This window comes from Nocardioides sp. TRM66260-LWL, from assembly GCF_020075545.1.
Classification (GTDB): domain Bacteria; phylum Actinomycetota; class Actinomycetes; order Propionibacteriales; family Nocardioidaceae; genus Nocardioides.
The window spans coordinates 232,583-258,518 of sequence record NZ_JAIQZK010000003.1 but is presented as its reverse complement, the minus strand read 5'-3'; the positions used below and the strand labels follow the sequence as shown (position 1 = coordinate 258,518).

Genomic DNA, 25,936 nt, shown 5'->3' with positions numbered 1-25,936 from the left:
TACGATTCAGCGCATGCGCGATCTCGCCGGGTTCACCGGAGCCGGCTACGAGATCGGCCGGCCCCGCTGGGTGCAGGCCGCCTGGCTGCTGGCGTCCGGCGTCGTCCAGCAGTGGTGGGTGCCCGCCCGCGTGCGGATCGCGGTGCTGCGGGCCTTCGGCGCGACGATCGGTGACGGCGTGCTGATCCGCCACCGCGTGCGGGTGCACTGGCCGTGGCGGCTCACCGTCGGCGACCACTCCTGGATCGGCGAGGGCGCCTGGCTGCTCAACCTCGAGCCGATCCGCATCGGCGCCCAGGTGTGCGTCTCGCAGGACGTGCTGCTGTGCACCGGCAGCCACGACCGACGCAGCCCCACCTTCGAGTTCGACAACGCCCCGATCGTGCTCGAGGACGGCTGCTGGGTCGCCGCCCGCGCCACCGTGCTGCGCGGCGTGACGATCGGCGCCGGCGCCACCGTCGGCGCCACCGCGCTGGTCACCCGCGACGTGCCCGCCGGGGCCACCGTGCTCGCGCCGGCCGCCGGCGTCGTCGGGGGCTAGCCGGATACGGCTCCGCCCGGCGGGGTCTCGACAGGCTCGACCACCGTGACGAGCTCGGCTGACGGGCTCCGTCAGCCTTCCGTGACGCGTACGGCACCTCGCAAGCCTTCCGGAGGTGCCCAGCGCGTCACGGAGTGCAGGTTTCCCCGGATATCCGGGGATTCCTGCGCTGGCCGGCCCGACCAGCGGCTCAGCCCGCGAGCCGCGCCAACCACGCCTCGTAGCGGTCGAGCGCGGCCGACTCCGAGAGCACCTCGCGGCAGTACAGCGGACCGTTCTGCGACCACAGCGGTCGCCGCTCGTCGACGACGATCTTGCGCACGCCCTCGAGCAGCTCCTCGGGGTCGCCGGGTGCGATGACCAGACCGGCGTCGGCCCGGGCGATCTCCTCGGCGGTGGTGCTGTGCTCGTCGGTGGCGGCCAGCACGGGCACGCCGACGCTGAAGTACGAGGTCAGCTTCGAGGGCACCGCCATCTCGACGACGCCGGGACGCTCGTGCACCAGCAGCACGTCGGCGGCGGAGAGCACGTCGGCGAAGTGGCGCTCGTCGACGGGGTCGAGGAAGGTCACCGCCGACAGACCCGCGGCCTGCGCCTCCAGGCGGGCCCGCTCGCCGCCGTCGCCCATCAGCACGAAGCGCAAGGCGAGCCCGCGACGCTCGGCGAGCCGGGCGGCCTCGACGACCGCGCCGAGGTCCTGCTTCTGGCCCATCGCGCCGGAGTGGAGCACCACGGTCTCCTCGCCCCAGCCCATGCGGGCCCGGACGGTCGACCGCTCGGCGCCCACGGGCTGGCGCACGTGCGTCCAGTTGCGCAGCTCGACGATCCGCTCGGGGTCGACGCCGAGGCTGGCGACCAGCCGGGCGCGGAACCGGTCGTGGATGACGCCCACGCCGTCGGCCGCCTGCAGCGTGCGCCGCTCGATGCGGCTCATCGCCCGTGCGGCGCGGCCGCGGGAGGTCTCCTGGAGCCCGACGAAGTAGATGTCCTGCACGAGGACGCCCACCGGCACCCCGGCCGCACGGGCGCGGGCCACGACCATCGAGGACGAGAGCAGCGCGGGGCTGATGCTCAGCACGACGTCCGGCCGCGACCACGAGCTGGCGACCGCGCGGGCGCCGAAGCTGACCTCGGAGAGCGCCCGCGGGACGCCCACCGGATCGGCCGGCACGTAGTGACGCACCCGCTTCAGCGGCACGCCCTCGACCACCTGCCGCCGCGTCCAGCCGGCCCACTCGGGGCCGATGCGCCACTGCGGGTAGTGCGGGAACGTCGTGGTGACGCGGACGTCGTGACCGCGCTCGATGAGGCCCGACGCGATGCGGGTCGTGTACGGGGCGATGCCGGTCGGCTCCGGCGAGAAGTTGATGCCGACGATGTGGACGCGCATGAGGGCGGCCTCCGGGGGAGAAGGGCCGGGACGGGGAGGACTGCACCTCAGTGTGGCAGGGTCCGGCCGCTGGCATGCGGTAACGGCCGAATCGGCGGACGTCCGCCGCGTCACTGGGCGGCGATCGCGCGTTCGCGGGACGCGGCGCCGACCGTCCGCTAGGTTCGGGTCCCTAGGCCTCCCCAGCGCCCGCGTTCCCCCACGCGTGCATCGACCCGACGGAGCATCGTCATGCCCCAGCCCACCAGTCCCTCCCCTGACGCCAAAGCCACCACAGCAGCGGGCACCGCCGGTCCATCCCGACGCAGCGTCGTCGGCGGCGCCGCGGCCGCCGTGTGGGCGGCCCCCGCGATCACCGTGCTGGCCTCCGCGCCCGCCTTCGCCGCCTCCGGCCAGGTCCAGGTCACCGCGTTCCTGCCCGACGCCACCCGACCCGTCTCGGCCTACCAGCGCGGCACCACCCAGACCTTCACCGCCACCGTCACCCAGGGCGGCTCGCCAGTGGCGGCCGGCACCGCCGTGGTGTTCAGCCTCGAGCGCCTTCCGGGCAACACCACCGCCACCACCGACTGGCTCTCCCTGCACCCCACCAACGCCGCGACCACCACGACCACCACCACCGACGCCAGCGGGCAGGCCACCATCACCGTCCGCTACCTCCCCGGCGTCGTCCCGACCATCCCCACCACCCTGCGACTGACCGCGACGACGAGCACCGGCTCCGCCACCCTCGCCACCTGGGACCTCAACTACCGCCCCGGCCGACCCGGCACCCCCGACCCCCACGGCGCGTTCTCCGTCGCCAGCTCCAGCACGGCGGACCACACCCTGGTGCTGCGCAATGGAACCGGCTACGCCTTCGGCTCCAACAACCTAGGTCAGCTCGGGATCGGCTCGACCGCGAGCAGCCAACCCAGCCCCACCGCGATCTCCACCACCAGCACGCTGAACGGCAAGACCATCACCGCCATCGCCGCCGGCGGCCGCCACAGCCTCGCCCTGGCCTCCGACGGCACCCTCCACGCCTGGGGCTTCAACGCCTCCGGCCAACTCGGGAACCCCAACGCCTCCCTCTTCGAGAGAACTGCGATCGCGGTCACTGTCGCTGGTACACCGCTGGCCAACAAAGCCATCACCGCCATCGCCGCCGGCGACTCCCACAACCTCGCCCTCGCCTCCGACGGCACCCTCTACGCCTGGGGCGACAACGGAAACGGCCGGCTCGGCGACGGCACAGGTGCCGCCCGCATTCTCCCGGTGCAAGTCACCGTGCCAGTCGGCAAGACCATCACCGCCATCGCCGCCGGCGAAACCCACAGCCTCGCCCTCGCCTCCGACGGCACCGTCTACGCCTGGGGCGCCAACACTTTCGGCCAGCTCGGCAACGGCACCAAGGGCAGCGCCACCGCGATCGCCGTCCTGGGCCTGGCCGGCACGACCATCACCGCCATCGCCGCCGGCCGCCTGCACAGTCTCGCCCTCGCCTCCGACGGCACCGTCTACGCCTGGGGCGCCAACGCCAGCGGCCAGCTCGGCAACGGCACCAACCAGAACAGCAATGTCGCGATCGCCGTCACCGGCCTGACCGGCAAGACCATCGCCTCCATCGCCGCCGGCAAGGAGCACAGCCTCGCGCTCGCCTCCGACGGCACCGTCTACGCCTGGGGCGCCAACGGCTCCGGCCAGCTCGGCATCGGCAGCAACACCAGCAGCACCGCCGCTGTCGCCCTGACCAAAGGCACGCTGGCCACCAAGACCGTCGTCGCCATCGCCGCCGGCAACTTGCACAGCGTCGCCCTGACCTCCGACGGCACCCTCCATGCCTGGGGCGACAACGCCAGCGGACAGCTCGGCAACGGCGGCACCACCGGCGTCACCACCGCCGTCCAGGTCAAGCCGCTGCCCGCCTGACGGTCTCGACAGGCTCGACCACCCGACTGCGCCACGAACACCGATGGCGGTGGTAGTGGTGGTCGAGCATGTTGAAGCCACCGTCCTGGCGCGAGCGAGACCGTCACGGCCCGGATCGAGGAACGAGACGGAGGACTGTCGTGTCGAACGATGGTGGGCATCCAAGGACGGCGATCGCGCATTCGCGGGATGCGGCACCGACCGTCCGCTAGGTTCGGGTCCCTAGGCCTCCCCACCGCCCGCGTCCCCCCACGCGCGCACCGACCCCGACGGAGCATCGTCATGCCCCAGCCCACCAGCCCCTCCCCCGACGCCGCAGCCGTCATGGGGACCGGCCCGTCCCGACGCAGCGTCGTCACCGGCGCAGCCGCAGTGTGGGCGGCACCCACGATCACCGTGCTGGCCTCCGCCCCCGCCTTCGCCGCCTCCGGCCAGGTGCAGGTCACCGCGTTCCTGCCCGACGCCACCCGACCCGTCTCGGCCTACCAGCGCGGCACCACCCAGACCTTCACCGCCACCGTCACCCAGGGCGGCTCGCCAGTGGCGGCCGGCACCGCCGTGGTGTTCAGCCTCGAGCGCCTTCCGGGCAACACCACCGCCACCACCGACTGGCTCTCCCTGCACCCGACCAACGCCGCCGCCATCGCGACCACCACCACCGACTCCAGCGGACAGGCCACCATCGCCGTCCGCTACCTCCCCGGCGTCGTCCCGCCCCTCCCCACCACCCTGCGCCTGACCGCCACCACCAGCACCGGCTCGGCCACCCTCGCCACCTGGGACCTCACCTACCGCCCCGCACGACCCGGCACCCCCGACCCCCATGGCGCGTTCGCCATCGCCACCTCGAGCGAGGCCTCCCACAACCTGATCGGCCGCAACGGCATCGGCTACGCCTTCGGACAGGGCTTCAGCGGGCAACTCGGCCAGGGCATTGCTGCCTCCGGCTCGCCGGGCACGATCGCCACCAGCAACTCCCTGAGCGGCAAGACCATCGCCACCATCGCCGCCGGCAGCAGTCACAGCCTCGCCCTGGCCTCCGACGGCACCCTCCACGCCTGGGGCTCCAACTCCGGCCAGCTCGGGAACGGGAACTTCATCTCGCGGAGCATTGCCGTGCCGGTCACCATCGACGGCACCTCCCTGGCCAGCAAGACCATCACCGCCATCGCCACCGGCACCAGCCACAGCCTCGCGCTCGCCTCCGACGGCACCCTCCACGCCTGGGGCGGCAACGTCACCGGACAGCTCGGCGACGGCACGACCAACCCTCGGGCCACCGCGGTCGCCGTCACCACCACAGGCTCGTCCTTGGCCGGCAAGACCATCATCGCCATCGCTGCCTTCAGTGATCACAGCCTCGCGCTCGCCACCGACGGCACGCTCCACGCCTGGGGCAAGAACAACGCCGGTCAGCTCGGAGACGGCACCACCACCGACCGGGCCACCGCCGTCGCCGTGAAGATCGCCGGCACCTCCCTGGCCGGCAAGACCGTCACGGCCATCGCCGCCGGTGACCGCCACAGCGTCGCCCTCGCCTCCGACGGCACCCTCCACACCTGGGGTTACAACCTCTATGGGCAGCTCGGCGACACCACCACCACCGACCGCAGCACCGCCGTCGCCGTGAAGATCGCCGGCACCTCGCTGGCCGGCAAGACCATCGCTGCCATCTCCGCAGGCAGTGACCACAGCCTGGTGCGGGCGTCCGACAACACCCTCCATGCGTGGGGCCGCAACGGCAACGGGCAGCTCGGCGATACCACCACCACCAACCGTAGCGCCGCCGTCGGCGTCGCCACTGCCGGCACGTCCCTCGCCGGCAAGACCATCACCGCCATCGCTGCCGCCGGTTCCCACAATCTGGCCCTGGCCACCGATGGCACCATCCACGCCTGGGGCACCAACGACAGCGGTCAGCTGGGCGACGGCACCACCATCCAACGCACCGCGGCGGTCGCCGTCACCACCGCCGGCACCTCGATGGCCGGCAAGACCATCACCGCCATCTCCGCGAACACGCGCCACAGCCTCGCTCTGGCCTCCGACGGCACCGTCCACGCCTGGGGCGGCAATGGCGCCGGCCAGCTCGGCGATGGCACCACCATCCAACGCACTGCCGCCGTCGCGGTCGCGACCGCCGGCGCCTCCGTGGCCGGCAAGACCATCACCGCCATCGCCACGGGAAGCACGCACAGCCTGAGCTTGACCTCCGACGGCACCGTCCACGCCTGGGGCGGCAATGGCGCCGGCCAACTCGGCGACGGCACCACCATCCAACGCAACATCGCAATCGCCGTCACCACCGCCGGCACCTCCCTGGACGGCAAGACCATCACCGCCATCGCCGCCGGCACCAGCCACAGCCTCGCGCTCGCCACCGACGGCACCCTCCACGCCTGGGGCGACAACAGCCTCGGGCAGCTCGGAGACGGCACCACCACCAACCGGGCCACCGCCGTCGCCGTCACCACCACCGGCACCTCCCTGGCCGGCAAGACCATCACCGCCATCGCCGCCGGCACCAGCCACAGCCTCGCGCTCGCCACCGACGGCACAATCCACGCCTGGGGCTCGAACAGCGCCGGTCAGCTCGGAGACGGCACCACCACCAACCGGGCCACCGCCGTCGCCGTCACCACCGCCGGCGCCTCCCTCGCCGGCAAGACCATCACCGCCATCGCCGCGGGCAGCCTGCACACGCTAGCGCTCGCGTCCGACGGAACCCTCCACGCGTGGGGCAACAACGGCAGCGGTCGTCTCGGCGACGGCACCACCACCAACTGGAGCGCCGCCGTCACCGTGCGCACCGCCGGCACGTCCCTGGCCGGCAAGACCATCACCGCCATCGCCGCCGGCAACTCCCACAGCCTCGCGCTCGCGTCCGACGGCACGGTGCACGCCTGGGGCTTCAACACCAGCGGCCAACTCGGGGACAGCACCCGGGTTGCCCACGGCACCGCGGCGCAGGTCACCACAGGCACGTCCCTTGCCGGCAAGACCATCATCGCCATCGCCGCCGGCAGCTCCCACAACCTCGCATTGGCGTCCGATGCCAGCCTGCATGCCTGGGGCCTCAACTCGGACGGCCAACTCGGTGACGGCACCCCGACCCGTAGGACAGCCCCGGTCCTCGTGAACCGTCTGCAGAGCTGACGAGGTCTCGACGGGGTCGACCGATGAACTCAGGCTCGACCACCGCCCGGGGCTCGGTCCCACGGCTGTGTCCGGGCCGCTCGAACCGGGTCCATAACGGATCCGCGCCCTCTACGATCGAGTCCGGCCGGCCGTCGCCGTCCCCTCCCCCTTCGCGATCTCGGCGCGCCCTCCTGAAGCGAGCACCTGCCGTGACCGACGACGCCCTGGCACCCCACACCGACACGGCCGACGACACCAGCCCCGGCCCGTCCCGCCGGGCGATCGTCGCCGGCACCGGCGCGATCTGGGCCGCTCCCGCGATCACCGTGCTGGCCTCCGCCCCCGCCTTCGCCGCCTCCGGCCAGGTCCAGGTCACCGCGTTCCTGCCGGACGCGACCCGACCCGTCTCGGCCTACCGCACCGGCACCACCCAGACCTTCACCGCCACCCTCACCCAGGGCGGCTCCCCCGTCGCAGCCGGCACCTCCGTCGTCTTCACCCTCGACCGCCTTCCCGGCGACACCACGAGCGCCACCGACTGGCTCTCCCTGCACCCCACCACCACAGCAACGACGGCGACCACCACCACCGACGCCGACGGCAAGGCCACCGTCGCCGTCCGCTACCTCCCCGGCGTCGTCCCCACCGTCCCCACCACGCTGCGCCTCACCGCCACCACCAGCACCGGCTCCGCCACCCTCGCCACCTGGAACCTCACCTACCGCCCCGCCCGACCCGGCACCCCCGACCCCCACGGCGCCTACGCCCTCACCACCTCCAGCGAGGCGTCCCACACCCTGATCGGTCGCAACGGCGTCGGCTACGCCTTCGGCCTGGGCAACAACGGACGGCTCGGACGCGGCACCACGGCGTCCTCGAGAACACCGACCACCATCGCCACCACGAGCTCCCTGGCAGGGAGGACCATCACTGCGATCGCCGCGAGCAACGGGAGCAGCCACTGCCTGGCGTTGGCCTCCGACGGCACCCTCCACGCCTGGGGCAACAACTCCGGCGGGCAACTGGGGGACGGCACCACCACCGACCGCTCCGTCCCCGTCCAGGTCACCACCAACGGCACCTCTCTCGCTGGCAAGACCGTCGCCGCCATCGCCACTGGCGTCAACCACAGCCTGGCTCTCGCCTCCGACGGCACCCTCCACGCCTGGGGCCTCAACACCTACGGCCAGCTCGGTGACGGCACCACGACCCAGCGCACCACCGCCGTCGCGGTGACCGTCGCCGGTACCTCCCTCGCCGGCAAGACCATCACCGCCATCACCGCCGGCACCAGCCACAGCCTCGCCTTGGCCGCCGACGGCACGGCCCACGCCTGGGGCGACAACAGCCGCGGACAGCTCGGGACCGGCACCAACACGCAACGCACCTCTGCGGGTGCGGTGACCGTGGCCGGAAGCTCCCTGGCCACCAAGACCATCACCGCCATCGCGGCCGGCGACACCCACACCCTGGCCCTGGCCTCCGACGGCACCGTCCACGGCTGGGGCAACAACAGCAACGGGCAGCTCGGCGTCAACACCGCCGCGCAGACGAGCACCGCCGTCGCCACCACCGTCACCGGCACTTCCCTGGCCACCAAGACCATCACCACCATCGCCGCCGGCTTCACCCACAGCCTCGCCCTGGCCACCGACGGCACCCTCCACGCCTGGGGCGCCAACGGCGGCGGCCAGCTCGGCGACGGCACCACCAACATCCGCGCCGCAGCGGTCGCCGTCGCCATCACGGGCACCTCGCTCGCCGGCAAGAACATCGTCTCCATCGCCGGCGGCTACGCCCACAGCCTGGCGCTGGCGTCCGACGGAACCGTGCACGCATGGGGCAGCAACAGCGCCAGCCAGCTCGGTGACGGCACCACCACCCAGCGAAGCTCCGCCGTGGCTGTCCTCGTCGCCGGCACCTCCCTGGCCGGCAAGCGGATCACCGCCATAGCGGCCGGCTTCGCCCACGGCCTCGCCCTTGCCTCCGACGGCGCCGCCCACGCCTGGGGCGCGAACGCCGCCGGCCGGCTGGGCGATGGCACCCTCACCAATCGGGCCACCGCCGTCGCCGTCCTGACGACCGGCTCCTCCCTGGCCGGCAAGACCGTCATCGCCCTCGCGACGGGGTCGAGCCACAGCCTGGCCCTCGACTCCGACGGCACCGTGCACGCCTGGGGTGGGAACAACTTCGGTCAGCTCGGTGACGGCACCACCACCGATCGGCTGACCGCGATCGCCGTCGCCACCACAGGCACGTCCCTGGCCGGGAAGACGATCGTGGCGATCGCCGCCGGAGCGCTGCACAGTCTGGCGCTGGCCTCCGACGGCACCCTCCACGCGTGGGGCTACAACTTCCTCGGGCAGCTCGGCGACGGCAGCACCTCCGACCGCACCACCGCCGTCCGGGTCGCCACCGCAGGCGCCTCCCTGGACGGCAAGACCGTCACCGCCATCGCCGCCGGCAACATCCACAGCCTCGCCCTGGCCACCGATGGCAGCCTCCACGCCTGGGGGAGCAACGGCGCGGGCCGGCTCGGCGACGGCACCACGACGAACCGCAGCACGCCCACGCTCGTGAACGTCAGCGGAACGGCCTTGGAGAGCAAGACCGTCACTGCCATCGCCGCCGGCACCGCCCACAATCTCGTCCTGGCCTCCGACGGCACCGTCCACGCGTGGGGCGACAACGGCAACGGGCGCCTCGGCGACAACACCACCACGCAGCGCGCCACCCCCGTCCCCGTCACCACCGACGGCACCTCCCTGGACGGCAAGGCCGTAACCGGCATCGCCGCCGGCGCCACGCACAGCCTCGCGCTGACCTCCGACGGCACCGTCCACGCGTGGGGAGACAACGGCAACGGGCGCCTCGGCGACAACACCACCACGCGGCGCACCACCGCGATCTCCGTGACCACCCCAGGAACCTCCCTGGACGGCCGGGCCGTGGTCGCGATCTCCGCCGCCAACGCCCACAGCCTGGCGCTGGCCTCCGACGGCACGATGCATGCCTGGGGCATCAACATGGACGGCCAGCTCGGTGACGGCACGAGCCTGCAACGCACCACGGCGGTCCTGGTCCGCCCGCTGCCGGCATGACATCGCTGGTCGAGCACCTGGGCCGGGTGGTCTAGACCCTGCGCCTCCGCGTCATCGCGGACCACCTCGGTGGCGCGCCGGGCGCCTACCCTTGAGGTCCCCCCAGCTGAGGACCCTGGCGTGACCCTCCCCTTACCTCCGCGATCTCGGCGCGCCCTCCTGAAGCGAGCACCTACCGTGACCGACGACGCCCTGGCATCCCTCACCGACCCGGCCGACGCCACCAGCCCCGGGCCGTCCCGCCGGGCGATCGTCGCCGGCACCGGCGCGATCTGGGCCGCTCCCGCGATCACCGTGCTGGCCTCCGCCCCCGCCTTCGCCGCCTCCGGCCAGGTCCAGGTCACCGCGTTCCTGCCGGACGCGACCCGACCCGTCTCGGCCTACCGCACCGGCACCACCCAGACCTTTACCGCCACCGTCACCCAGGGCGGCTCCGCCGTCGCCACCGGCACTGCTGTGGTGTTCAGCCTCGACCGCCTCCCCGGCGACACCACCAGCGCCACCGACTGGCTCTCCCTGCACCCCACCAACGCCGCGACGACGGCGACCACCATCACCGACGCCAGCGGCAAGGCCACCATCACCCTGCGCTACCTGCCGCCGATCGTGCCGAGCATTCCCACCACCCTGCGACTGACCGCGACGACGAGCACCGGCTCGGCCACCCTCGCCACCTGGGACCTCACCTACCGCCCCGCACGACCCGGCACCCCCGACCCCCACGGCGCCTTTGCCCTCGCCACCTCCAGCGAGGCATTTCACACCCTGATCGCCCGCAACGGCGTCGGCTCCGCCTTCGGCGAAAACGGCTTCGGCCAACTCGGGACCGACTCGACCGACAACACCCAGGCCCGCCCCACCGCCATCGCCACCACCAGCTCGCTGATCGGCAAGACCATCACCGCCCTCGCCACCGGCGGCAGCCACAGCCTCGCCCTCGCGTCCGACGGCACCCTCCACGCCTGGGGCGCCAACTACAGCGGCCAGGTCGGCGACGGCACCGCCCTCAACCCCGCCACAGCTGTCGCCGTCACCGCCCTGGCCGGCAAGTCGATCACCGCCATCGCCGCCGGCAACGAACACAGCCTCGCACTTGCCTCCGACGGCGCCCTCTACGCCTGGGGCTGGAACAGCAGCGGTCAGCTCGGCGACGGCACCACCATCCCGCGCAACACCCCCGTCGCCGTCACGACCCTGTCCGGCAAGACCATCACCGCCATCGCCGCCGGCAACCGCCACAGCCTCGCACTTGCCTCCGACGGCACCGTCTACGCCTGGGGCAACAACGCCTCTGGTCAGCTCGGCGACGGCACCACCAACAGTCCCGTCACGGCCGCTGCCGCCGTCAAGACCATCAACACCTCCCTGGCCGGCAAGACCATCACCGCCATCGCCGCCGGCGGCACCCACAGCCTCGCGCTCGCGTCCGACGGCACCCTCTACGCCTGGGGCTCCAACAGCAGCGGTCAGCTCGGTGACGGCACCAATGTCAGCCACAGCACCGCCGGCGCAGTCACATCCCTCGCCGGCAAGACCATCACCGCCATCGCCGCCGGCTCTGACCACAACCTCGCACTGGCGTCTGACGGCACCCTCTACGCCTGGGGCTCCAACAGCAGCGGTCAGCTCGGCAACGGCAGCTCCAGCGGCTCCGTCACCACCGCCATCACCGTCCGCACCACCACCTCCCTGGCCAACAAGACCATCGTCGCCATCGCGGCCGGCAAACTGCACAGCCTCGCGCTGGCCTCCGACGGCACCCTCCACGCCTGGGGCTCCAACAGCAGCGGCCAGCTCGGCAACGGCACCACGAGCAACACCGCTGTGCCCGCACTCGTCAACGCGCTGCCGAGCTGACGGTCTCGACAGGCTCGACCACCGTCCCGGGCTCGGCCACCGAGTCCGCGGTGGTCGAGCCGGGCAGGACCTCAGTCGGTGCCGTAGATGTCGCGCGTGTAGACCTTGTCGGCGACGTCGTCGAGCACGTCGGTGCGACGGTTGGCGATGATCACGTCGGAGCGCTTCTTGAACTCCTCGAGGTCGGAGATGACCTCGGAGTGGAAGAACTCGGACTCCTCGAGCGCGGGCTCGTAGATGACGACCTCGATGCCCTTGGCCTTGATCCGCTTCATCACGCCCTGCACGGAGGACTCGCGGAAGTTGTCGGAGCCCTCCTTCATGATCAGCCGGTAGACGCCGACGGTCTGCGGGTCGCGGGCGAGGATGTCGGTGGCGATGAAGTCCTTGCGCGTGGTGTTCGACTCCACGATCGCGCTGATCAGGTTCTGCGGCACCTCGCGGTAGTTCGCCATCAGCTGCTTGGTGTCCTTGGGCAGGCAGTAGCCGCCGTAGCCGAAGCTCGGGTTGTTGTAGTGCGTGCCCACGCGCGGGTCGAGTCCGACGCCCTCGATGATCTGCGCGGAGTCCAGGCCCCGCACCGCCGCGTAGGTGTCGAGCTCGTTGAAGTACGCCACCCGCAGCGCCAGGTAGGTGTTGGCGAACAGCTTGATCGCCTCCGCCTCGGTGGAGTCGGTGAGCAGCACCGGGACGTCGTCCTCGAGCGAGCCCTCCTTCAGCAGGTCGGCGAAGCGCTGACCCACCTCGTCGCGCGAGCCGACGACGATCCGCGAGGGGTGCAGGTTGTCGTGCAGCGCGCGGCCCTCCCGGAGGAACTCGGGGCTGAAGAGGATCGTGACGCCCGGGATCTCCTCGCGCACCCGCTCGGTGAACCCGACGGGGATCGTCGACTTCACGACCACCACCGCGGACGGGTCGACGCTGGCGACCTGGCGGATCACCGACTCCACCGAGCCGGTGTTGAAGTAGTTGGTCTCGGGGTCGTAGTCGGTCGGCGTCGCGACGATGACGAAGTCGGCACCGGCGATCGCCTCGGCGGCGTCCGTGGTGGCCCGCAGGTCGAGCTCGCGACCGAGGTACTCGGTGATGTCGGCGTCGACGATCGGGGAACGGCGCTCGTTGACCGCCGCCACCTTCGCGGCGTCCAGGTCGACGGCCACCACCTCGTGGCGCTGGGAGAGCAGCACGGCGTTCGACAGGCCGACGTAACCGATGCCGACGACGGCGATCTTCATCTGATCCTCCGGGATCTGCGGGCGGGTGCGGCCGCAGCCTATCGGCCCTGCCCGGTGGTGGCGGGCGGGTCGGCGCGGAGGTCGTGCTCGTCACGGAGGCCTCCCGGCTCGGGCGGTCTCCGGCGCGGCTCGATCAGCCTCGCGGCGCGGAGTAGAGCCGCACCCGCAGCCACCCGTAGCGCCGCTCCTCCAGCAGGTCGCGGTGGCGCAGGGCGTCCGCCTGCGCCACGCCGAACGGGGACGGGTCGACCTCGTCGCCCGGCCCCGTGATCCGGCTGACCAGCCACAGTCGTCCGCGGTGCTCGGCCATCCGCCGAACCAGCACCTCCGGGGCGACGAGGGACCGCATCAGCTCCGGCTGACGCAGGGTCGACTCGCCCAGCACGGGCAGATCGGCCGCCACGCCGCCCTCTCGCCTCAGGACGTACGCCGTCGGCACGCCCAGCTGTCCGGTGCCCGGGTAGTCCAGCGCGTCGCCGGGGCGCGCCTGCTCCCCGATCTGTCGGGCCAGGGCCGAGAAGTCCTCGTACCGGCTGTAGTACGGCCGCAAGGGCTGCGCCTGCAGGTTGAGCGCCAGCACCCCCAGGACCCCGAGCGCCATCGCCGCCGCGCCGGACCGGAGCACGACGGTCCGTGCCGGCCCCCCGGCAGCGGCGGCGTCCCAGGCCGCGGCGACCGCGACGCCGAGGATCAGCGCGACCCCGGGCAGGCAGAACGAGAAGTAGCGGCCGACGACCAGCGGCCGGACGAACGAGATCGCGACCAGCGCCGCCGGGGCCCCCGCGCCCCACAGCAGGACCAGGAGCGCATCGTCCGGCGCCACCCCCGACGACCACCGGCCCCGGAGCTCGGCGAGAACGACGACCGCCAGCGTGATCGCCGCGGCGAGCGCCACGGGTCCCAGCACCCCGACCAGGTGACGGCTCCCGACGATCGGCTCGAAGGCGCCGAGGAGCGTGTCGACCCGCGTCGGCGGGATCCAGTCGACCTGCCCCGTGTCGGCGCTGATCGCCCACGCCCACATCCCGACGCCGGTCGCGAGCGGGATCGCCAGCGCGGGCCCCGCCTGTCTCACCCGCTGCCGGAGCACGCTGTGCGTGGCCAGGGCCAGCAGGAGCAGCAGCGGGAGGATGTTCACCAGCACCATGACGGTGCCGGCGACGCCCACGCAGACGCCCGCGGCCCGGCGCCGTGCGCCGCCGTCGAGCAGGCCGACGTAGGCAGCGACCACGACCGTCGCCAGCAGGGTCGAGATCGCGTACCCGCGCACGTCGAGCGCGATCGACCACACGCCGGCCATCGACAGCCAGGCCAGCAGGGTCGGCGCGACGGCGACCCGCCCGCCCCAGCGATGGGCCAGCGCGGCGAGCACCGGGATCGTCAGGATCGTCGCCGCGACCGTCGGGAGCCGGAGCCAGAGGTCGCCCTGGCCGAACGGCACCCACGCGCGCAGCAGCACGTAGAAGCCGGCGTTGTTGACCTCCTGGGTGTCGACGGCGTGGCGCAGCACCGACCACGGCGCGGTGGCCATCGCGGCGCTGAAGGCGTCGTCGAACCACAGTCCGGGCGCACGGCGCAGCCCGACCGCGGAGAGGACCCCCAGGAAGGTCATCGCCACCGTGGTCTCGATCAGCGGAGGTCGCAGCCGGGGCCGGCCGCTCGGCGGCGCCGCGGCCGGGGCGGACTGGGAGGGGACGGACGCGGACGGGGAGATGGTGGTCATGGGGCACCTGCGCTGATCCGGGGAGGGAGGGACCATCGTAGGGACGCCACGGGCCGCCCCGGGGCGGATCGGTGCGGATCGGCCGCTTCGACGGTCGGGGGCGCGGCCGAACCGACTCCGGTCCGACGGGTCTCGACAGGCTGGACCACCGACCAGGGGACTCGCCCAGCGACCAGGGGCTCGACCAGCGACGGTCAGCCGCGCCGCGCGGAGTACAGCTGCACGTGCATCCAGCCGAACTGTCGGTCCAGCAGCAGGGTGCGGCGTGCGAGGTCGGCGTCGCGTGCCTCCACCACCGGGCCGGACGTCGGGAGCTCGCCGGTCACGGTCTGACGCGAGACGACCCAGAGCCGACCGGGCGCGGCCGCGAGGGCGGGGGCATAGGCCGCCGGATCGATCTCGGCGCTTCGCTCGCCGCCGACGTCCCACCGCGCCGCGGAGGGGTTGCGGGTCACGTCGACCAGCGGCGACGGGCCGCCGAAGGCGGCCCGCAGCATCTGGTCGAACGGCGTCCGCGCGATCGGCGTGAGGTAGTCGAGGGCATCTCCGGGACGCTGCTCGTCCCGGATCAGCGCAGCCGCGGCCGAGAGGTCCTCCCTCTCGCCCCACGGCGGGGAGCCGAGGGAGCGCTCGACGTTGCCCGCCACCGCGACGAGCACGAGGACGACGACGGTCACCCCCGCCGTCCGCACCAGGCGTCGCCGGTCGGCCAGCGCAGCCCCGGCCGCCACGCCGAGCAGCAGCGCGATGCCCGGCACGCAGAACAGCAGGTACCGACCCTGCAGCAGCGGCTTGACCAGCGAGAGCACCAGGATCCCTACGACGCCGCCCGCCCCCCAGGCGAACGCCATGGCCAGGAGCCGTCGTCGCTCGAGCGTGGCGGAGCCCATCGAGACGGCGGCGGTGCCGAGCGCGAGCACGCCCGCCAGGACCAGCGCCACGAGCCCGACCAGGGAGCCGACCAGCAGACCGAGCTGGATCGCGATCGACATCGGGCCCAGCGACGGGATCCAGTCGACCTGGCCGCGGTCCGCCGAGACGGCGAGCAGCCACATCGCCGCACCTGGGAGCACCGCGACCGCCAGCGCGACCGTCGCCGGGCGGCTACGACGTGCCGCCGCGACGACGAGCAGGGCCAGCACGAGCAGCAGCAGGAGGAGGTTCACGATCGTGGCGAGAGCTGCGACTCCGATGAGCACCAAGGCCCGCGCCACGGACCGGGCGCGGGACGTGTCGGGACGGTCGGTCAGGTCGAGCAGCAGGACCACGGCGAGCGCACCGAGGAGCATCGAGAACGGGTAGCCGCGCATCCCGAGCATGCCGTCCCAGGTGCCGTAGAGGCCCACCATCACCAGCAGCGAGACGCGCAGCGTCCAGCGGTCGCCCGCGCGCCCCGCGACCCGGGCCAGCAGCACCGTGGTGGCCAGAGCCGCGAGCACCCCCGGCAGCCGCAGCCACCACAGGTCATGGGACACCAGGGCCCACAGGTGCAGGAATCCGTAGTAGCCGGCGTTGTTCACCTCCTGCATCCGCACGTCGACGAGGAGGTCGCCCCAGGACTGGTCGGCCATCGCCAGGCTGTACGCGTCGTCGTACCAGAGGCCCGGGCCGCGCACGAGGCCGGCCACGCCGATCCCGCCGAGCACCGTCAGGGCGACCAGCAGCTCCCAGGTCAGGAGCGGGAGGGCGGCGGGACGCGGACGCGTCGCCTCGGCGTGGGGCGGGGACAGCACGGACATGGCTCAGCTCCTGCGGGCCGGGGAGGGGGACCCGTCCGTGGAAGCCTAGGCGCGCACGCGGGTCGTCGTCGGTGGATCCGCCGAACCGTCCGGCTCCTGCGCACGCAGGACGAGCCGGCCGTCTGCGGCCCTACGATCGCGGCGTGCCCCGTCCGTCCCCTTCCCGCTGATGGCGCGGGTCGCGATCCTGGCCGGCTGCGTCGCGCCCGGCCGTGACGGCGTCGGCGACCACAGCCGGCGGCTCGCCGAGGAGCTGGTGCGCGTCGGGCACGAGGTGCTGCTGATCGGCCTGACCGGCAACGAGCCGAGCGACGTCGTGGCCGGCCCCCTGCGGATCCGGGCCTTCCCTTACGCGCTCGACGACAGCCCGGGCGCCCGCGAGGTCCGCGGGCTGCTGGCTGACTTCGGACCCGACCTGGTCTCCGTGCAGTTCGTGCCCTGGAGCCACGGCCCCCGGGGCACCGGCCGCCGCCTCGAGCGGCTGCTCCGGACGATCGACGCGCCCCGCTGGCAGATCATGCTGCACGAGCTCTGGCTGCACGACACCCCGATCCGACGCCAGCGGCTGCTCGGACTCCTGCAGCGGCGCGCGATCCGGCAGCTCCTCCGGGCGCGCCCCTGGGACGTCGTCCACACCTCGATCGAGCACTACCGCCGGCTGCTCGCGAGCGTGGGCGTCGAGGCGCGGATCCTGCCGCTCTTCGGCAACATCCCAGTACCGGGCGGCGCCGAGCCGCTCCCTGATCCGGACGGCCTGCTGCACTTCGGCACCCCGCCCTCGCCCGAGCGGTGGCCGGCGATCGCGGACGAGATCGCGCAGATCGCGCCCGACCTGCCGATCCGGCTCGTCGGCGGCGCCGAGGACGCGCGCGCCGCCTTCGCCGCGACCCTGCGTGCCGCCGGCCTGGACGTGCACGACCTGGGTCGGCTGGACGACCGGGAGCTGGCCGGCGAGCTGGCGCGGGCCCGGGTGGGCCTGGTCCGGATCAGCCGACGCTACGCCGGCAAGAGCGGCGTGCTCGCGGCGATGCTCGAGCACGGTCTGCCCGTGTGGGCGCCCGGGCTGGTGCCTCCCGATCCGCCAAAGGTGCACGATCGGCTGACCGACGCGCTCACCGCTCCCCGCCGACCGGCTCGGTCACGCCTCCACGCGGTCGCCTGGCAGATGATGCACGACGCAAGGGTCGACACCCAGGGCCTCCAGCCACCGTCCTGACGTGCGGCGCTCATCGACCCGGGGAGAGGACATCAGGGAGCGGCGCGGTCAGGCGATCTCGTACAGATGCACCTGCACAGATCCGAAGCAGCCCTCGAGGAGGGCCTGTCGTCGGGTGCTGGCAGTCCGACGCGCGGCATCCAGCTCGCCCTGGCCGGTGCCCGCGGTGCCGCAAGGCGTCCGCTCGATCGTCCAGATCCGGCCACCCGTGCCCGGAAGCCGACTGCGGTAGACCGACACGGTCACCGGGGGATCGTCCAGACGCGGCATGCGCTCGTCGTACGACGACACGATGGGCAGGGACGCTGCCGTCTGACGACGCAACACGAACCCGACCGGCACGTCGAGCCCGGAGGTCACGACGTCGACGACATCGCCCGGCTGAGCATGGGCGCCGATGAAAGCCGCCGCCTGCGACAGATCCTCCGGGCGACGCCAGGGCGATTCCTCCACCGCTCCCGCCGCATTGCACACCAGGATCCCGACGAGGCCAGCCACCGGAACCGCGCGGACGAGCCGTGCCCGGCGCTTCGCGGTGCGGGCGCCGAGCTCCAGGTGCTCAGCAGCCCAGGCGGCGACGAGACCCAGCGAGAGGGCGATCCCGGGCACGCAGAAGAGCAGGTAACGGCCCTGGAGAACCGGCTTGCCCAACGAGATCGCGACGATGGCCGCCGGTACGGCCAGGCCCCATCCGAGCGCGAGTCCGATGTCGCCGGAGGCGATCCGGCCTGCATCGCCGCGACCGGATCGGACGACCGTCAGAGCCACGCCGAAGAGGACCACTCCGACGGCGACGAGCAGGAGGACGCCGGCTCCCGATCCGACCACCTGCCGAGCCACGATCGCCAGATACGCCGGCGAGACCGGCGGCAGCCAGGACACCTGCCCCCGATCGGCCTGGGCCGCGAGCAGCCACATCCCGGCACCCGCCAGGCCGGGCGCGGCGAGCCAGCCGATCGAGCGGGCTGCCGACCGGGTTCCGAGTGCATGCGCAGCAAGCACGACGACGAGGAGGAGCGAGAGCAGGTTCGTGAGGACCATGAGGCAGCCGCTGAGCACGAGGACCGCTCCGATGCGGCGGGCCGACCGGGATCGGCGAACCCCGACGTAGGCGCGTACGAGAACCGTGGCCATGAGGGCTGCTAGCGCGTAACCGCGAGCCTCGACTGCCAGCGACCAGACGGAGGCGAAGGAGACGTACGCCAGGAGTGAGACGCGAACCGCTCGACGGCCGCCGAGGACGGACGCCAACGAGGCGAGCACCGGCACCGTCACCACGGTTGCCAGCAGGCTCAGCATCCTTGACCACATGTCGCTCTGCGAGGCCGTGGTCCACAGGTGGAGGACTGCGTAGTAGCCCGCGTTGTTGACCTCCTGGTACGAGACCGCTCGCACGAGATCACCCCACGACAGCCTCGCCATGGCTCCGCTGTAGGCCTCGTCGAACCAGAGCCCCGGCGAGCGCATGAGGCCGAGGCCGCCGATCGACAACAGGACGAGACACGCGGCGAGCGTCTCGGCGGTCGGACGGCGGTTGCCGCTGACCGCTCGCGGGACGGCGGCGACCGTCCTGCGCGACATCAGCAGGTCCTCCCCGGATCGACTCGTTGAACGACCCGAGAGGACGTGACCCGCTTGCGCGCGCCCCGCTGGCCTGGCGTGGCTCGAGGTGGACGTCCCAGGAGGTAGAGAGCGGCCAGGATCACGAAGGCACCGGCTACCAGGGACGGCGCGAATAACGCGCCCTGGAACAGCAGCAATGAGCCCGGAAGTGCCACCAACGCGAGCAGCGGATCGTTGCTGCGTCGGGCGGCCCCGACGCCGTGGACGAGAAGGAAGACGGCGGCCAGCTGGCGCAGCGCCGCCAACGCGAGCCCCAGCAGGCCGAACTCGGCCACCAGACGTGGCATCTCCAGTTCGATCCACGGGCCCGGGGACCCAGCGCTCAGCCCGGCGAGCGTGTGGCTGCCGATTCCGTCCCCTACCCAGCTGAAAGGCTCACCCAGGTAGCCGAACGCAGCGTTGAGTATGCGCTGAACCGGATCCTCCCGGGCTCCAGCCTGATCGATGCGCACGCGGAAGGCCGCGATCACCTGCGGTAGGAAGCGGACCGCCGCCCCCACCCCGACAGCACCGATCACGACCGCCCCGATCAGGGTCACCAGGCGACTGCGTCCGCCGTTCGAGCGGAACAGCGACGACCCGCTCCACAGCATCAAGCCGATCAGCACCAGCGCCACGTTCAAGATCGCTCCTCGCGAGCCGCCTACGGACACCAGGAAGAGCACCGAGGCGAGCGCCAGCCCGGATCGCAGGCTTATCCGGCGGCTTGCGTAGTCGCTGAACGCCGCCACGGCAGCGACCGTCACGAAGGCGGTGAGGCCGACCGGAGCAGTGAAGGTGCCGGTTGCCCGGACGACGCCGTCAGCCGTGCTGAGGCCGACGTCCCCCGTAGCCCCCACCTGGTTCCAGACGCTGTCCAAGGGGCTGAAGGTCTGCAGCGCGGCGAGGCCTGCCTGCACTGGCGTGGACCAGAGGATCACCCACATGACCTGCCGTCGGGCGCGCTCCCGGTCGCGGACGAACGAGACCAGGAGGAGCGCCACCGCGGGGGATCCGTAGGTGATCACACCCACCGCCGTCGCCGTCGCGACTGCGCCCGCCAGGATCTGCACGGTTCCCAGGAGCACCAGCGCTGCCAGGAGGGCGAGTCCTCCGATGAGTCGCCGACCCACGACCGCGGGGCTGCGACGGAGCAGGAGGAGACCGAAGGCTCCGAAGGTCACTGCGTCAGCAACGAAGTACAGGGGCTGAGCGAGGCCGGGCGGCCCCCACTTGCGCAAGGCGCCACCGAAGATCCAGGCACCTGCGTAGAGGACCAGCCACCGGCGGGCCAGACGGTCGACGCCCGCCTCCCGCTGCGCCTCCTGCTCGGCGACGCGCTCCGCCGCGGTGAGGGTCATCGGTGCTCCTGGGGCGTGGTGTGCGGGGCGCGGGTTCCCGGCGCAGAGGACGAGCGTAGTCGTTCGGCGTCCCGCAGATCGGCGAGACCCAGGAGCCGCAGGTGCGCCCGCAGCTCCACCTCCGGGGCGTGGGCGGCTAGGTGCTCGGCCGACGCTGCCGTCGGCCATCCGGGCCCGGCCGCGCGTTCGAGGGCGACGACGAGGGCGTCCGCGAGCGCGGCGACGTCGCCGTTGGGGAAGACCACCGCGTCGGGGCCGGCGGCCTCGGGCAGGCCTCCCCCCGTCGAGACGACCGGCAGGCATCCGGCGGCCAGGCCCTCCAGCGCGACCAGCCCGAAAGGCTCGTCCCAGCGCGAGGGCACGGCGATCACGCGGTGCCGTTGCAGCAGCCCGGCGAGCTCGGGTCCGCGCGCGACGCCGTGGAACCGGACGCCGTCCAGGCCCTCGGCCTGCCGCTGCAAGGCGGCCCGCTCGGGCCCGTCGCCGACGACGGTGAGACCGACGGGCCGACCGCGCCGGCCCAGCTCGGCGACGGCGTCGACCAGATCACCGACGCCCTTGTCGCTGACGAGGCGGCCCACGACGACGACGTCGCCGTCGCGCGGCTCCGGGGCCGCGTCCGCCGGCACGGCGAAGCGCTCCACCCGCACCGCGTGCGGGACGACCGCGGCCGGGAGGCCCAGGTGCGCCGCGACGGCTGCGCTCGGCGCGACCACCCGGGTGCGTCGCAGCGCCGCCCGCTTGAGCCGCTCCGGCCGGCCGACGCTGCCGTCCGCGCGGCGCAGCCAGGTGGCGACCACGCAGACCACGCGGCGTCGCAACAGCAACGGCGCCCAGAGGGTGCGCAGGGAGACGTTCACCTGGAGCACCGCGTCGGAGCGCCAGGCGAGGCGCAGCAGCGCGAGCGGGCCGGGGCCGCGCACCACGCGCAGACCGTCGACGTCACCGCCGGGCGTCGCCGTCACGACCACGACCTCGTGTCCCGCGGCCACGAGTCCGCGGGCGAGCTCCTCGGCCACGGACTCGATGCCGCCGATCGCCGGGGCGAAGGAGTGACTGGTCACCAGCACCCGCGCGGGTCGGCGAGCGCCCCGGCTCCCCAGACGCAGACGGGCCCAGCCCATGCGCCGCTCCTGCTCGGCGAGCCCCCATTCGAAGCCGAGCGAGCGGACGATCTCCTCGGCAGTCGTCCGTCCGGCGATCAGCAGCGGCAGACGCCGTAGCGCCCGCACGAACGCCAGGACCTGACGGGCGATCGCCATGCCGAGGCTCGATCGCTGGACGACCCAGGGGTGGTCGGCGACTGCACCGTGCTTGACCCGCATCCGAGCGAAGCCGTGACCGTAGCTGCGCTGCTGGCGCAGCAGCGCGCGCAGCCCGTCGCGCTGGACGTAGTCGACCACCGCCTCCGGCACCAGCACGCCCGTCGCGCCGGACTGCGCCAGGCGGATGAAGAAGTCGACCTCGTCGCATCCGGCGGACAGGGCATCGTCGAAGCCACCGACCTCCTGCCAGAGGGCCCGGTGGTAGCCGCAGTTCGCGCCGAGCGCATAGCGGGCTCCGGCGAAGCCGCTGCGGGGCAGCTCGCTCACCTCGCGCAGCAGCCGTCCGTCCGTGGCGACGTGCCGCAGGGTGCCGCCGACCCAGTCGGCGCCGGCCAGCAGGGCGTCCGCGAACGCCTGCATCCAGCCGGGACGCACCTGGTCGTCGGCGTCGCAGTGCAGGATGAGCGACCCCCGCGCCGCCTCGACGCCGCGGTTGCGCGCGTGGTTCGAGCCCGCCCGCTCCGACGCGTCGACGAGGCGCACGCCCCGATCGGCGTACTCGCGGACGATCCGCGCGGTGGCGTCCGTCGAGCCGTTGTCGGCGACGATCACCTCCCACGGGTGGTCGCACTCCTGGGTGACGAGCGCGTCGAGCTGGCGGGCCAGCGTCGCCGCCCCGTTCAGGCAGGGGATGACCACGCTGATCACGGGGGTCACGACGTCACTCCCTGCGATCTCCCGGCCGGACGCTCGTGGCGCCGCCGCGTACGCCACCAGCTGAGGCCGAGGACGGCCCACAGCGCGTGCGCCACGAGGGTCACGGCGTGGCGCACGCGGCGCCGGCGGATGGCGATGAGCGCCACCCGGAGGTCGCGCAGCGGCACGTGCACGGAGTCGTGGTGGCGCGCCATCGCCCGGAGCCGGGGGTCGGCACCCGGCTCCAGCGCCCTGCCCCGCCAGGTGTCGAGGAAGACCCGCTCCGAGCCGCTCTCCTGACCCACCGTCGTCATCGAGCCGGCCCGCTCCCGCTTCACGTAGAGCCGCTGCGGCAGCACGTGCACCGGGCCCGCGAGGGCATAGCGCAGCAGCAGGTCGGCGTCCTCGTGCGCACGCAGCCGCTCGTCGTACCCGGTACCCCAGCGACCGCTCCAGCAGTCGCCGCGCAGCAGGTAGAACGGGCCGTTGCCGGTGACGCAGAAGAACGTGACGGCGGGGGTGAGCTCCTCGTCGTCGCGCAGGTCGCGCGGGAGCGGCCGGGCGGGCACGTACCGGGACCGCCGGGCCGGGACGCGGCGTCCGTCGGGGAGCAGCGCGTCGTACTGGCAGCCGATCGCGACCGCGTCCGGGCGCTCGGCGACGGCCGCCCGCATCTCGGCCAGCGCGGTCGGCACCAGCAGGTCGTCGCCGTCCAGCGGCCAGATCCACCCGCACGTCCGGAGCAGCACCTGCGCGCCGACGTTGCGCGCCGCCGACTGGCCCACGTTCCGCTCCAGCGCGATCGCCTCGATCCGCGGGTCGCGTGCGGCCCAGGCGCGGGCGCGGGCCGCGGTGTCGTCGCGGCTGGCGTCGTCGACGACCACGCAGCGCCAGTGCGGATCGGTCTGCGCCACGAGCGAGGCCAGGCACTCGTCGAGCATCGGTCCGAGGTCGTGGGCCGCGACCAGGATCCCGATCGGGCCGGTCACGGCGCCGCCCCTTCGACCCCAGCACCGTCGCGACGTGGGGCGACGGCGCCCCGCAGGAGCGCGAGCTCGGCCTGCGCCGCCCCGACCTGGAACGCCGCCCGGGCCCAACGGTCGAGCAGCGCGCGGTCGCGTCGCGGTGCGACGAGCAGACCGACGACCACCAGCACAATCGCGAACGCCCCGCGCCCGCCGATCCTGAGCGCACGCGGGACGACGCCGATCTCCGCGGCCCCGTGCTTCTCCGCGACCAGCGCCCAGCCCCGGCCGTAGCGTCGCTGCTGGCGCAGCAGCGCCCGCAGGCCGTCGCGCTGCACGTAGTCGAGCACCGCCGCCGGGACCGCCCGACCGTGGTGGCCGTGCTGCTCGAGGCGGACGAAGAAGTCGACCTCCTCCGCGGCGGGCAGGCTCGCGTCGAAGCCGCCCATCTCGGCCCAGGCCGCCCGGTGGTAGCCGCAGTTGCCGCCCATCGCGTATCGGTGGTCGCCGAGATCCGCCCGCCGCAGCCCGGTCTCCTCGCGGAGCAGGGCGCCGCCGGGGAGGACGTGACGGGTCGTCCCGCCCACCCAGTCGGCCCCGGCGAGCAGCGCGTCGGTCAGCGCCTCGACCCAGCCGTCGTGCACGACGTCGTCCGCGTCGCAGTGCAGGACGAGGTCGGCGCGAGCCGCCCGCACGCCGGCGTCCCGGGCCGGTCCCACGCCGCGGACGGCGGAGGCGTCGACCACGCGGACCCCCTGGTCGGCGAACCCGGCGGCCACCTCGCGCGAGCCGTCGGTGGATCCGTTGTCGGCGACGATCACCTCGAACGGATGGCGGCACACCTGTGCGGTCAGCGCCGCGAGCTGACGCCCGAGCGTCGTCTCGGCGTCCAGGCACGGCACCACCACGGACACCACCGGCCGACTCACCGGGAGCCTCCTCCCGCACTCGCCATCGGGGGGAGCGGGCCGTCGAGGGCGAGCGCCTCGTGGAGGACGCGCCGCGCCGCCTCCGCCCTGGCCCTGGCCGCCCTCGGCTGCTCGAGGACCTCCTGCACGGCCTCGGCGAGGCCGCGCGCGCTCCGGGCGATCCGCACGTGCTCGCCGTCGCGCAGCGGGAGGCCCCGGAACGCCTCCGGCAGCCCGACGACCGGCACGCCGTGGAGGACCGCCTCGATGGTCTTGAGCTTCGTGCCGCCGCCGGCCCGCAGCGGGACGACGGCGCACGCGGCACGTGCGTGGAGGGGGGCGGTGTCGGGCACGGCCCCCAGGAAGTCGACCTCGGGGCGACGGGAAAGACGCGCGGCGAGCGCGTCGGGGGCACCGCGGCCGGCCAGCACCAGACGCCACGACTCCGGCGGCAGCAGCCGATCGAGGCGTCGCGCGACCGGCCCGACGAGCAGCTCGGCCGCCTCGACGTTGGGCGGGTAGTCGAAGGACCCGACGAAGAGCAGCTCGGCAGGGCCGTCGGCGACGCCGGTCCGCTCGGCGGCCGTGCCTGGCCGGCCGGCGAGCGGACCGACCAGCCGATTGGGCCGGACGTGCACCGTCGCGCCCGGAGCCACTCGCCGCACCCCGCGGACGTCACGGTCCGCCGCGACGCACACCTCGTCGAAGCCTCGCACCACCGTCCGCTCCAGCACGCGGTACTGCACCGCCGTGCTGGTGGCGCTCAGCGCAGCACCCCACCTCCGCTGGCGCAAGCAGGACCAGGCGACCGACCGGACGGTGGCGCTCTCGGCGTCGTCGAGGTCGAGGATGACGCGGGAGGGACGGCTGGCCCCCTCGACCAGCACCGTGCTGCGGAGACGGAAGAGGACGACGAGATCGGCCTCGGCGAGCGCCGTGCGGACCGCCGGAGGCAGGTCGGCCGCGGGGACCCGCCACCCTGTGACCGCTGCCGGCCGCCGCCGCACGAGCGGCGGCCACGCCTTCGCCAGGAGGCGGTCGCGGCGGGTCGCACCGACGGAGGGGACGCGGTGGACGCGGGTGCCATCGGGCAGCCGCTCCCCCGGCGCGCCACCCTCGGCGTCCGGGACGAGAGGCTCGTCGACCGGGACGACGACGTCGACGTCGTGAGACCGGCCCAGATCCCGGAGCCAGTCCGCGGCGCGCAGGCCCGGACCCCCGTGGGCCCCGGGGACGACCGGCGTCACCAGGACGGCCCGCGGTCGCGGGGACGAGCCGGTCACGATCC

The 25,936-nt window shown here is 73.4% G+C and carries 16 protein-coding genes; 6 read left to right on the top strand and 10 right to left on the bottom strand.

Features of this window, described 5'->3' with window-relative positions; genetic code table 11:
- The first annotated feature begins 13 nt into the window (after nucleotides 1-13).
- Nucleotides 14-541 (top strand): DapH/DapD/GlmU-related protein, encoded by a 528-nt coding sequence (locus K8Z61_RS10460; RefSeq protein ID WP_224129217.1) that lies wholly within the window; start codon nucleotides 14-16, stop codon nucleotides 539-541.
- Nucleotides 542-731: 190 nt separating this feature from the next.
- Here the strand turns inward: K8Z61_RS10460 and K8Z61_RS10455 are convergent, their stop codons facing one another.
- Nucleotides 732-1,931 carry a glycosyltransferase gene (locus K8Z61_RS10455; protein ID WP_224129215.1) on the bottom strand — a complete coding sequence of 400 codons (1,200 nt, stop codon included), beginning with the start codon at nucleotides 1,929-1,931 and terminating at the stop codon, nucleotides 732-734.
- Nucleotides 1,932-2,162: 231 nt separating this feature from the next.
- Here K8Z61_RS10455 and K8Z61_RS10450 point away from each other — a divergent pair, with 231 nt between their 5' ends.
- The 4 genes from K8Z61_RS10450 (at nucleotide 2,163) to K8Z61_RS10435 (ending at nucleotide 11,938) form a co-directional block, all read left to right on the top strand.
- A complete protein-coding gene (locus K8Z61_RS10450; RefSeq protein ID WP_224129213.1) occupies nucleotides 2,163-3,842 on the top strand; it encodes a hypothetical protein in 1,680 nt (559 codons plus the stop codon).
- Between the two features lie 282 nt (nucleotides 3,843-4,124).
- Complete coding sequence (locus tag K8Z61_RS10445) at nucleotides 4,125-6,998, top strand: hypothetical protein (protein ID WP_224129211.1); 2,874 nt, start codon at nucleotides 4,125-4,127, stop codon at nucleotides 6,996-6,998.
- A 191-nt stretch (nucleotides 6,999-7,189) separates the two neighbouring features.
- A complete protein-coding gene (locus K8Z61_RS10440) occupies nucleotides 7,190-10,081 on the top strand; it encodes a hypothetical protein (protein WP_224129209.1) in 2,892 nt (963 codons plus the stop codon).
- Between the two features lie 177 nt (nucleotides 10,082-10,258).
- Nucleotides 10,259-11,938, top strand: coding sequence for a hypothetical protein (locus K8Z61_RS10435; RefSeq protein WP_224129207.1), 1,680 nt, complete (start codon nucleotides 10,259-10,261; stop codon nucleotides 11,936-11,938).
- Nucleotides 11,939-12,009: 71 nt separating this feature from the next.
- Here the strand turns inward: K8Z61_RS10435 and K8Z61_RS10430 are convergent, their stop codons facing one another.
- The 3 genes from K8Z61_RS10430 to K8Z61_RS10420 all read right to left on the bottom strand — a co-directional run bounded on the left by K8Z61_RS10430 (nucleotide 12,010) and on the right by K8Z61_RS10420 (nucleotide 16,635).
- A complete protein-coding gene (locus K8Z61_RS10430) occupies nucleotides 12,010-13,173 on the bottom strand; it encodes a nucleotide sugar dehydrogenase (protein ID WP_224129205.1) in 1,164 nt (387 codons plus the stop codon).
- A 133-nt stretch (nucleotides 13,174-13,306) separates the two neighbouring features.
- Nucleotides 13,307-14,896 (bottom strand): hypothetical protein, encoded by a 1,590-nt coding sequence (locus tag K8Z61_RS10425; protein ID WP_224129204.1) that lies wholly within the window; start codon nucleotides 14,894-14,896, stop codon nucleotides 13,307-13,309.
- Between the two features lie 194 nt (nucleotides 14,897-15,090).
- A complete protein-coding gene (locus K8Z61_RS10420; RefSeq protein WP_224129202.1) occupies nucleotides 15,091-16,635 on the bottom strand; it encodes a hypothetical protein in 1,545 nt (514 codons plus the stop codon).
- 169 nt (nucleotides 16,636-16,804) lie between these two features.
- Here K8Z61_RS10420 and K8Z61_RS10415 point away from each other — a divergent pair, with 169 nt between their 5' ends.
- On the top strand, nucleotides 16,805-17,851 hold the full coding sequence (locus tag K8Z61_RS10415) for a glycosyltransferase (RefSeq protein WP_224129200.1): 1,047 nt from the start codon (nucleotides 16,805-16,807) through the stop codon (nucleotides 17,849-17,851).
- Between the two features lie 48 nt (nucleotides 17,852-17,899).
- Here the strand turns inward: K8Z61_RS10415 and K8Z61_RS10410 are convergent, their stop codons facing one another.
- Genes K8Z61_RS10410 through K8Z61_RS19295 form a run of 6 tightly spaced genes read right to left on the bottom strand, consistent with a single transcriptional unit; the run spans nucleotide 17,900 to nucleotide 25,931 of the window.
- On the bottom strand, nucleotides 17,900-19,432 hold the full coding sequence (locus K8Z61_RS10410; RefSeq protein WP_224129198.1) for a hypothetical protein: 1,533 nt from the start codon (nucleotides 19,430-19,432) through the stop codon (nucleotides 17,900-17,902).
- Nucleotides 19,432-20,814, bottom strand: a complete 1,383-nt coding sequence (locus K8Z61_RS10405) for a hypothetical protein (RefSeq protein ID WP_224129196.1) — start codon at nucleotides 20,812-20,814, stop codon at nucleotides 19,432-19,434. The genes K8Z61_RS10410 and K8Z61_RS10405 overlap by 1 nt, the downstream gene beginning before the upstream one ends.
- Nucleotides 20,811-22,796 carry a glycosyltransferase gene (locus K8Z61_RS10400; protein WP_224129194.1) on the bottom strand — a complete coding sequence of 662 codons (1,986 nt, stop codon included), beginning with the start codon at nucleotides 22,794-22,796 and terminating at the stop codon, nucleotides 20,811-20,813. The genes K8Z61_RS10405 and K8Z61_RS10400 overlap by 4 nt, the downstream gene beginning before the upstream one ends.
- On the bottom strand, nucleotides 22,793-23,764 hold the full coding sequence (locus K8Z61_RS10395) for a glycosyltransferase family A protein (RefSeq protein WP_224129192.1): 972 nt from the start codon (nucleotides 23,762-23,764) through the stop codon (nucleotides 22,793-22,795). The genes K8Z61_RS10400 and K8Z61_RS10395 overlap by 4 nt, the downstream gene beginning before the upstream one ends.
- Entirely contained in the window at nucleotides 23,761-24,669 is a 909-nt protein-coding gene (locus K8Z61_RS10390) for a glycosyltransferase family 2 protein (protein ID WP_224129190.1), read from the bottom strand. Before K8Z61_RS10390 ends, K8Z61_RS10395 begins: the two co-directional genes overlap by 4 nt.
- Nucleotides 24,666-25,931, bottom strand: coding sequence for a glycosyltransferase (locus K8Z61_RS19295; protein ID WP_224129188.1), 1,266 nt, complete (start codon nucleotides 25,929-25,931; stop codon nucleotides 24,666-24,668). The genes K8Z61_RS10390 and K8Z61_RS19295 overlap by 4 nt, the downstream gene beginning before the upstream one ends.
- Between the last annotated feature and the right edge of the window lie 5 nt (nucleotides 25,932-25,936).

Bases quoted from the DNA above. Each gene is read 5' to 3' on its own strand.
- K8Z61_RS10455 (WP_224129215.1), bottom strand. From the start codon at position 1,931: ATGCGCGTCCACATCGTCGGCATCAACTTCTCGCCGGAGCCGACCGGC.
- K8Z61_RS10425 (WP_224129204.1), bottom strand. From the start codon at position 14,896: ATGACCACCATCTCCCCGTCCGCGTCCGTCCCCTCCCAGTCCGCCCCG.
- K8Z61_RS10415 (WP_224129200.1), top strand. From the start codon at position 16,805: ATGGCGCGGGTCGCGATCCTGGCCGGCTGCGTCGCGCCCGGCCGTGAC.
- K8Z61_RS10450 (WP_224129213.1), top strand. From the start codon at position 2,163: ATGCCCCAGCCCACCAGTCCCTCCCCTGACGCCAAAGCCACCACAGCA.
- K8Z61_RS10420 (WP_224129202.1), bottom strand. From the start codon at position 16,635: ATGTCCGTGCTGTCCCCGCCCCACGCCGAGGCGACGCGTCCGCGTCCC.
- K8Z61_RS10405 (WP_224129196.1), bottom strand. From the start codon at position 20,814: ATGACCCTCACCGCGGCGGAGCGCGTCGCCGAGCAGGAGGCGCAGCGG.
- K8Z61_RS10430 (WP_224129205.1), bottom strand. From the start codon at position 13,173: ATGAAGATCGCCGTCGTCGGCATCGGTTACGTCGGCCTGTCGAACGCC.
- K8Z61_RS10410 (WP_224129198.1), bottom strand. From the start codon at position 19,432: ATGTCGCGCAGGACGGTCGCCGCCGTCCCGCGAGCGGTCAGCGGCAAC.
- K8Z61_RS10445 (WP_224129211.1), top strand. From the start codon at position 4,125: ATGCCCCAGCCCACCAGCCCCTCCCCCGACGCCGCAGCCGTCATGGGG.
- K8Z61_RS10460 (WP_224129217.1), top strand. From the start codon at position 14: ATGCGCGATCTCGCCGGGTTCACCGGAGCCGGCTACGAGATCGGCCGG.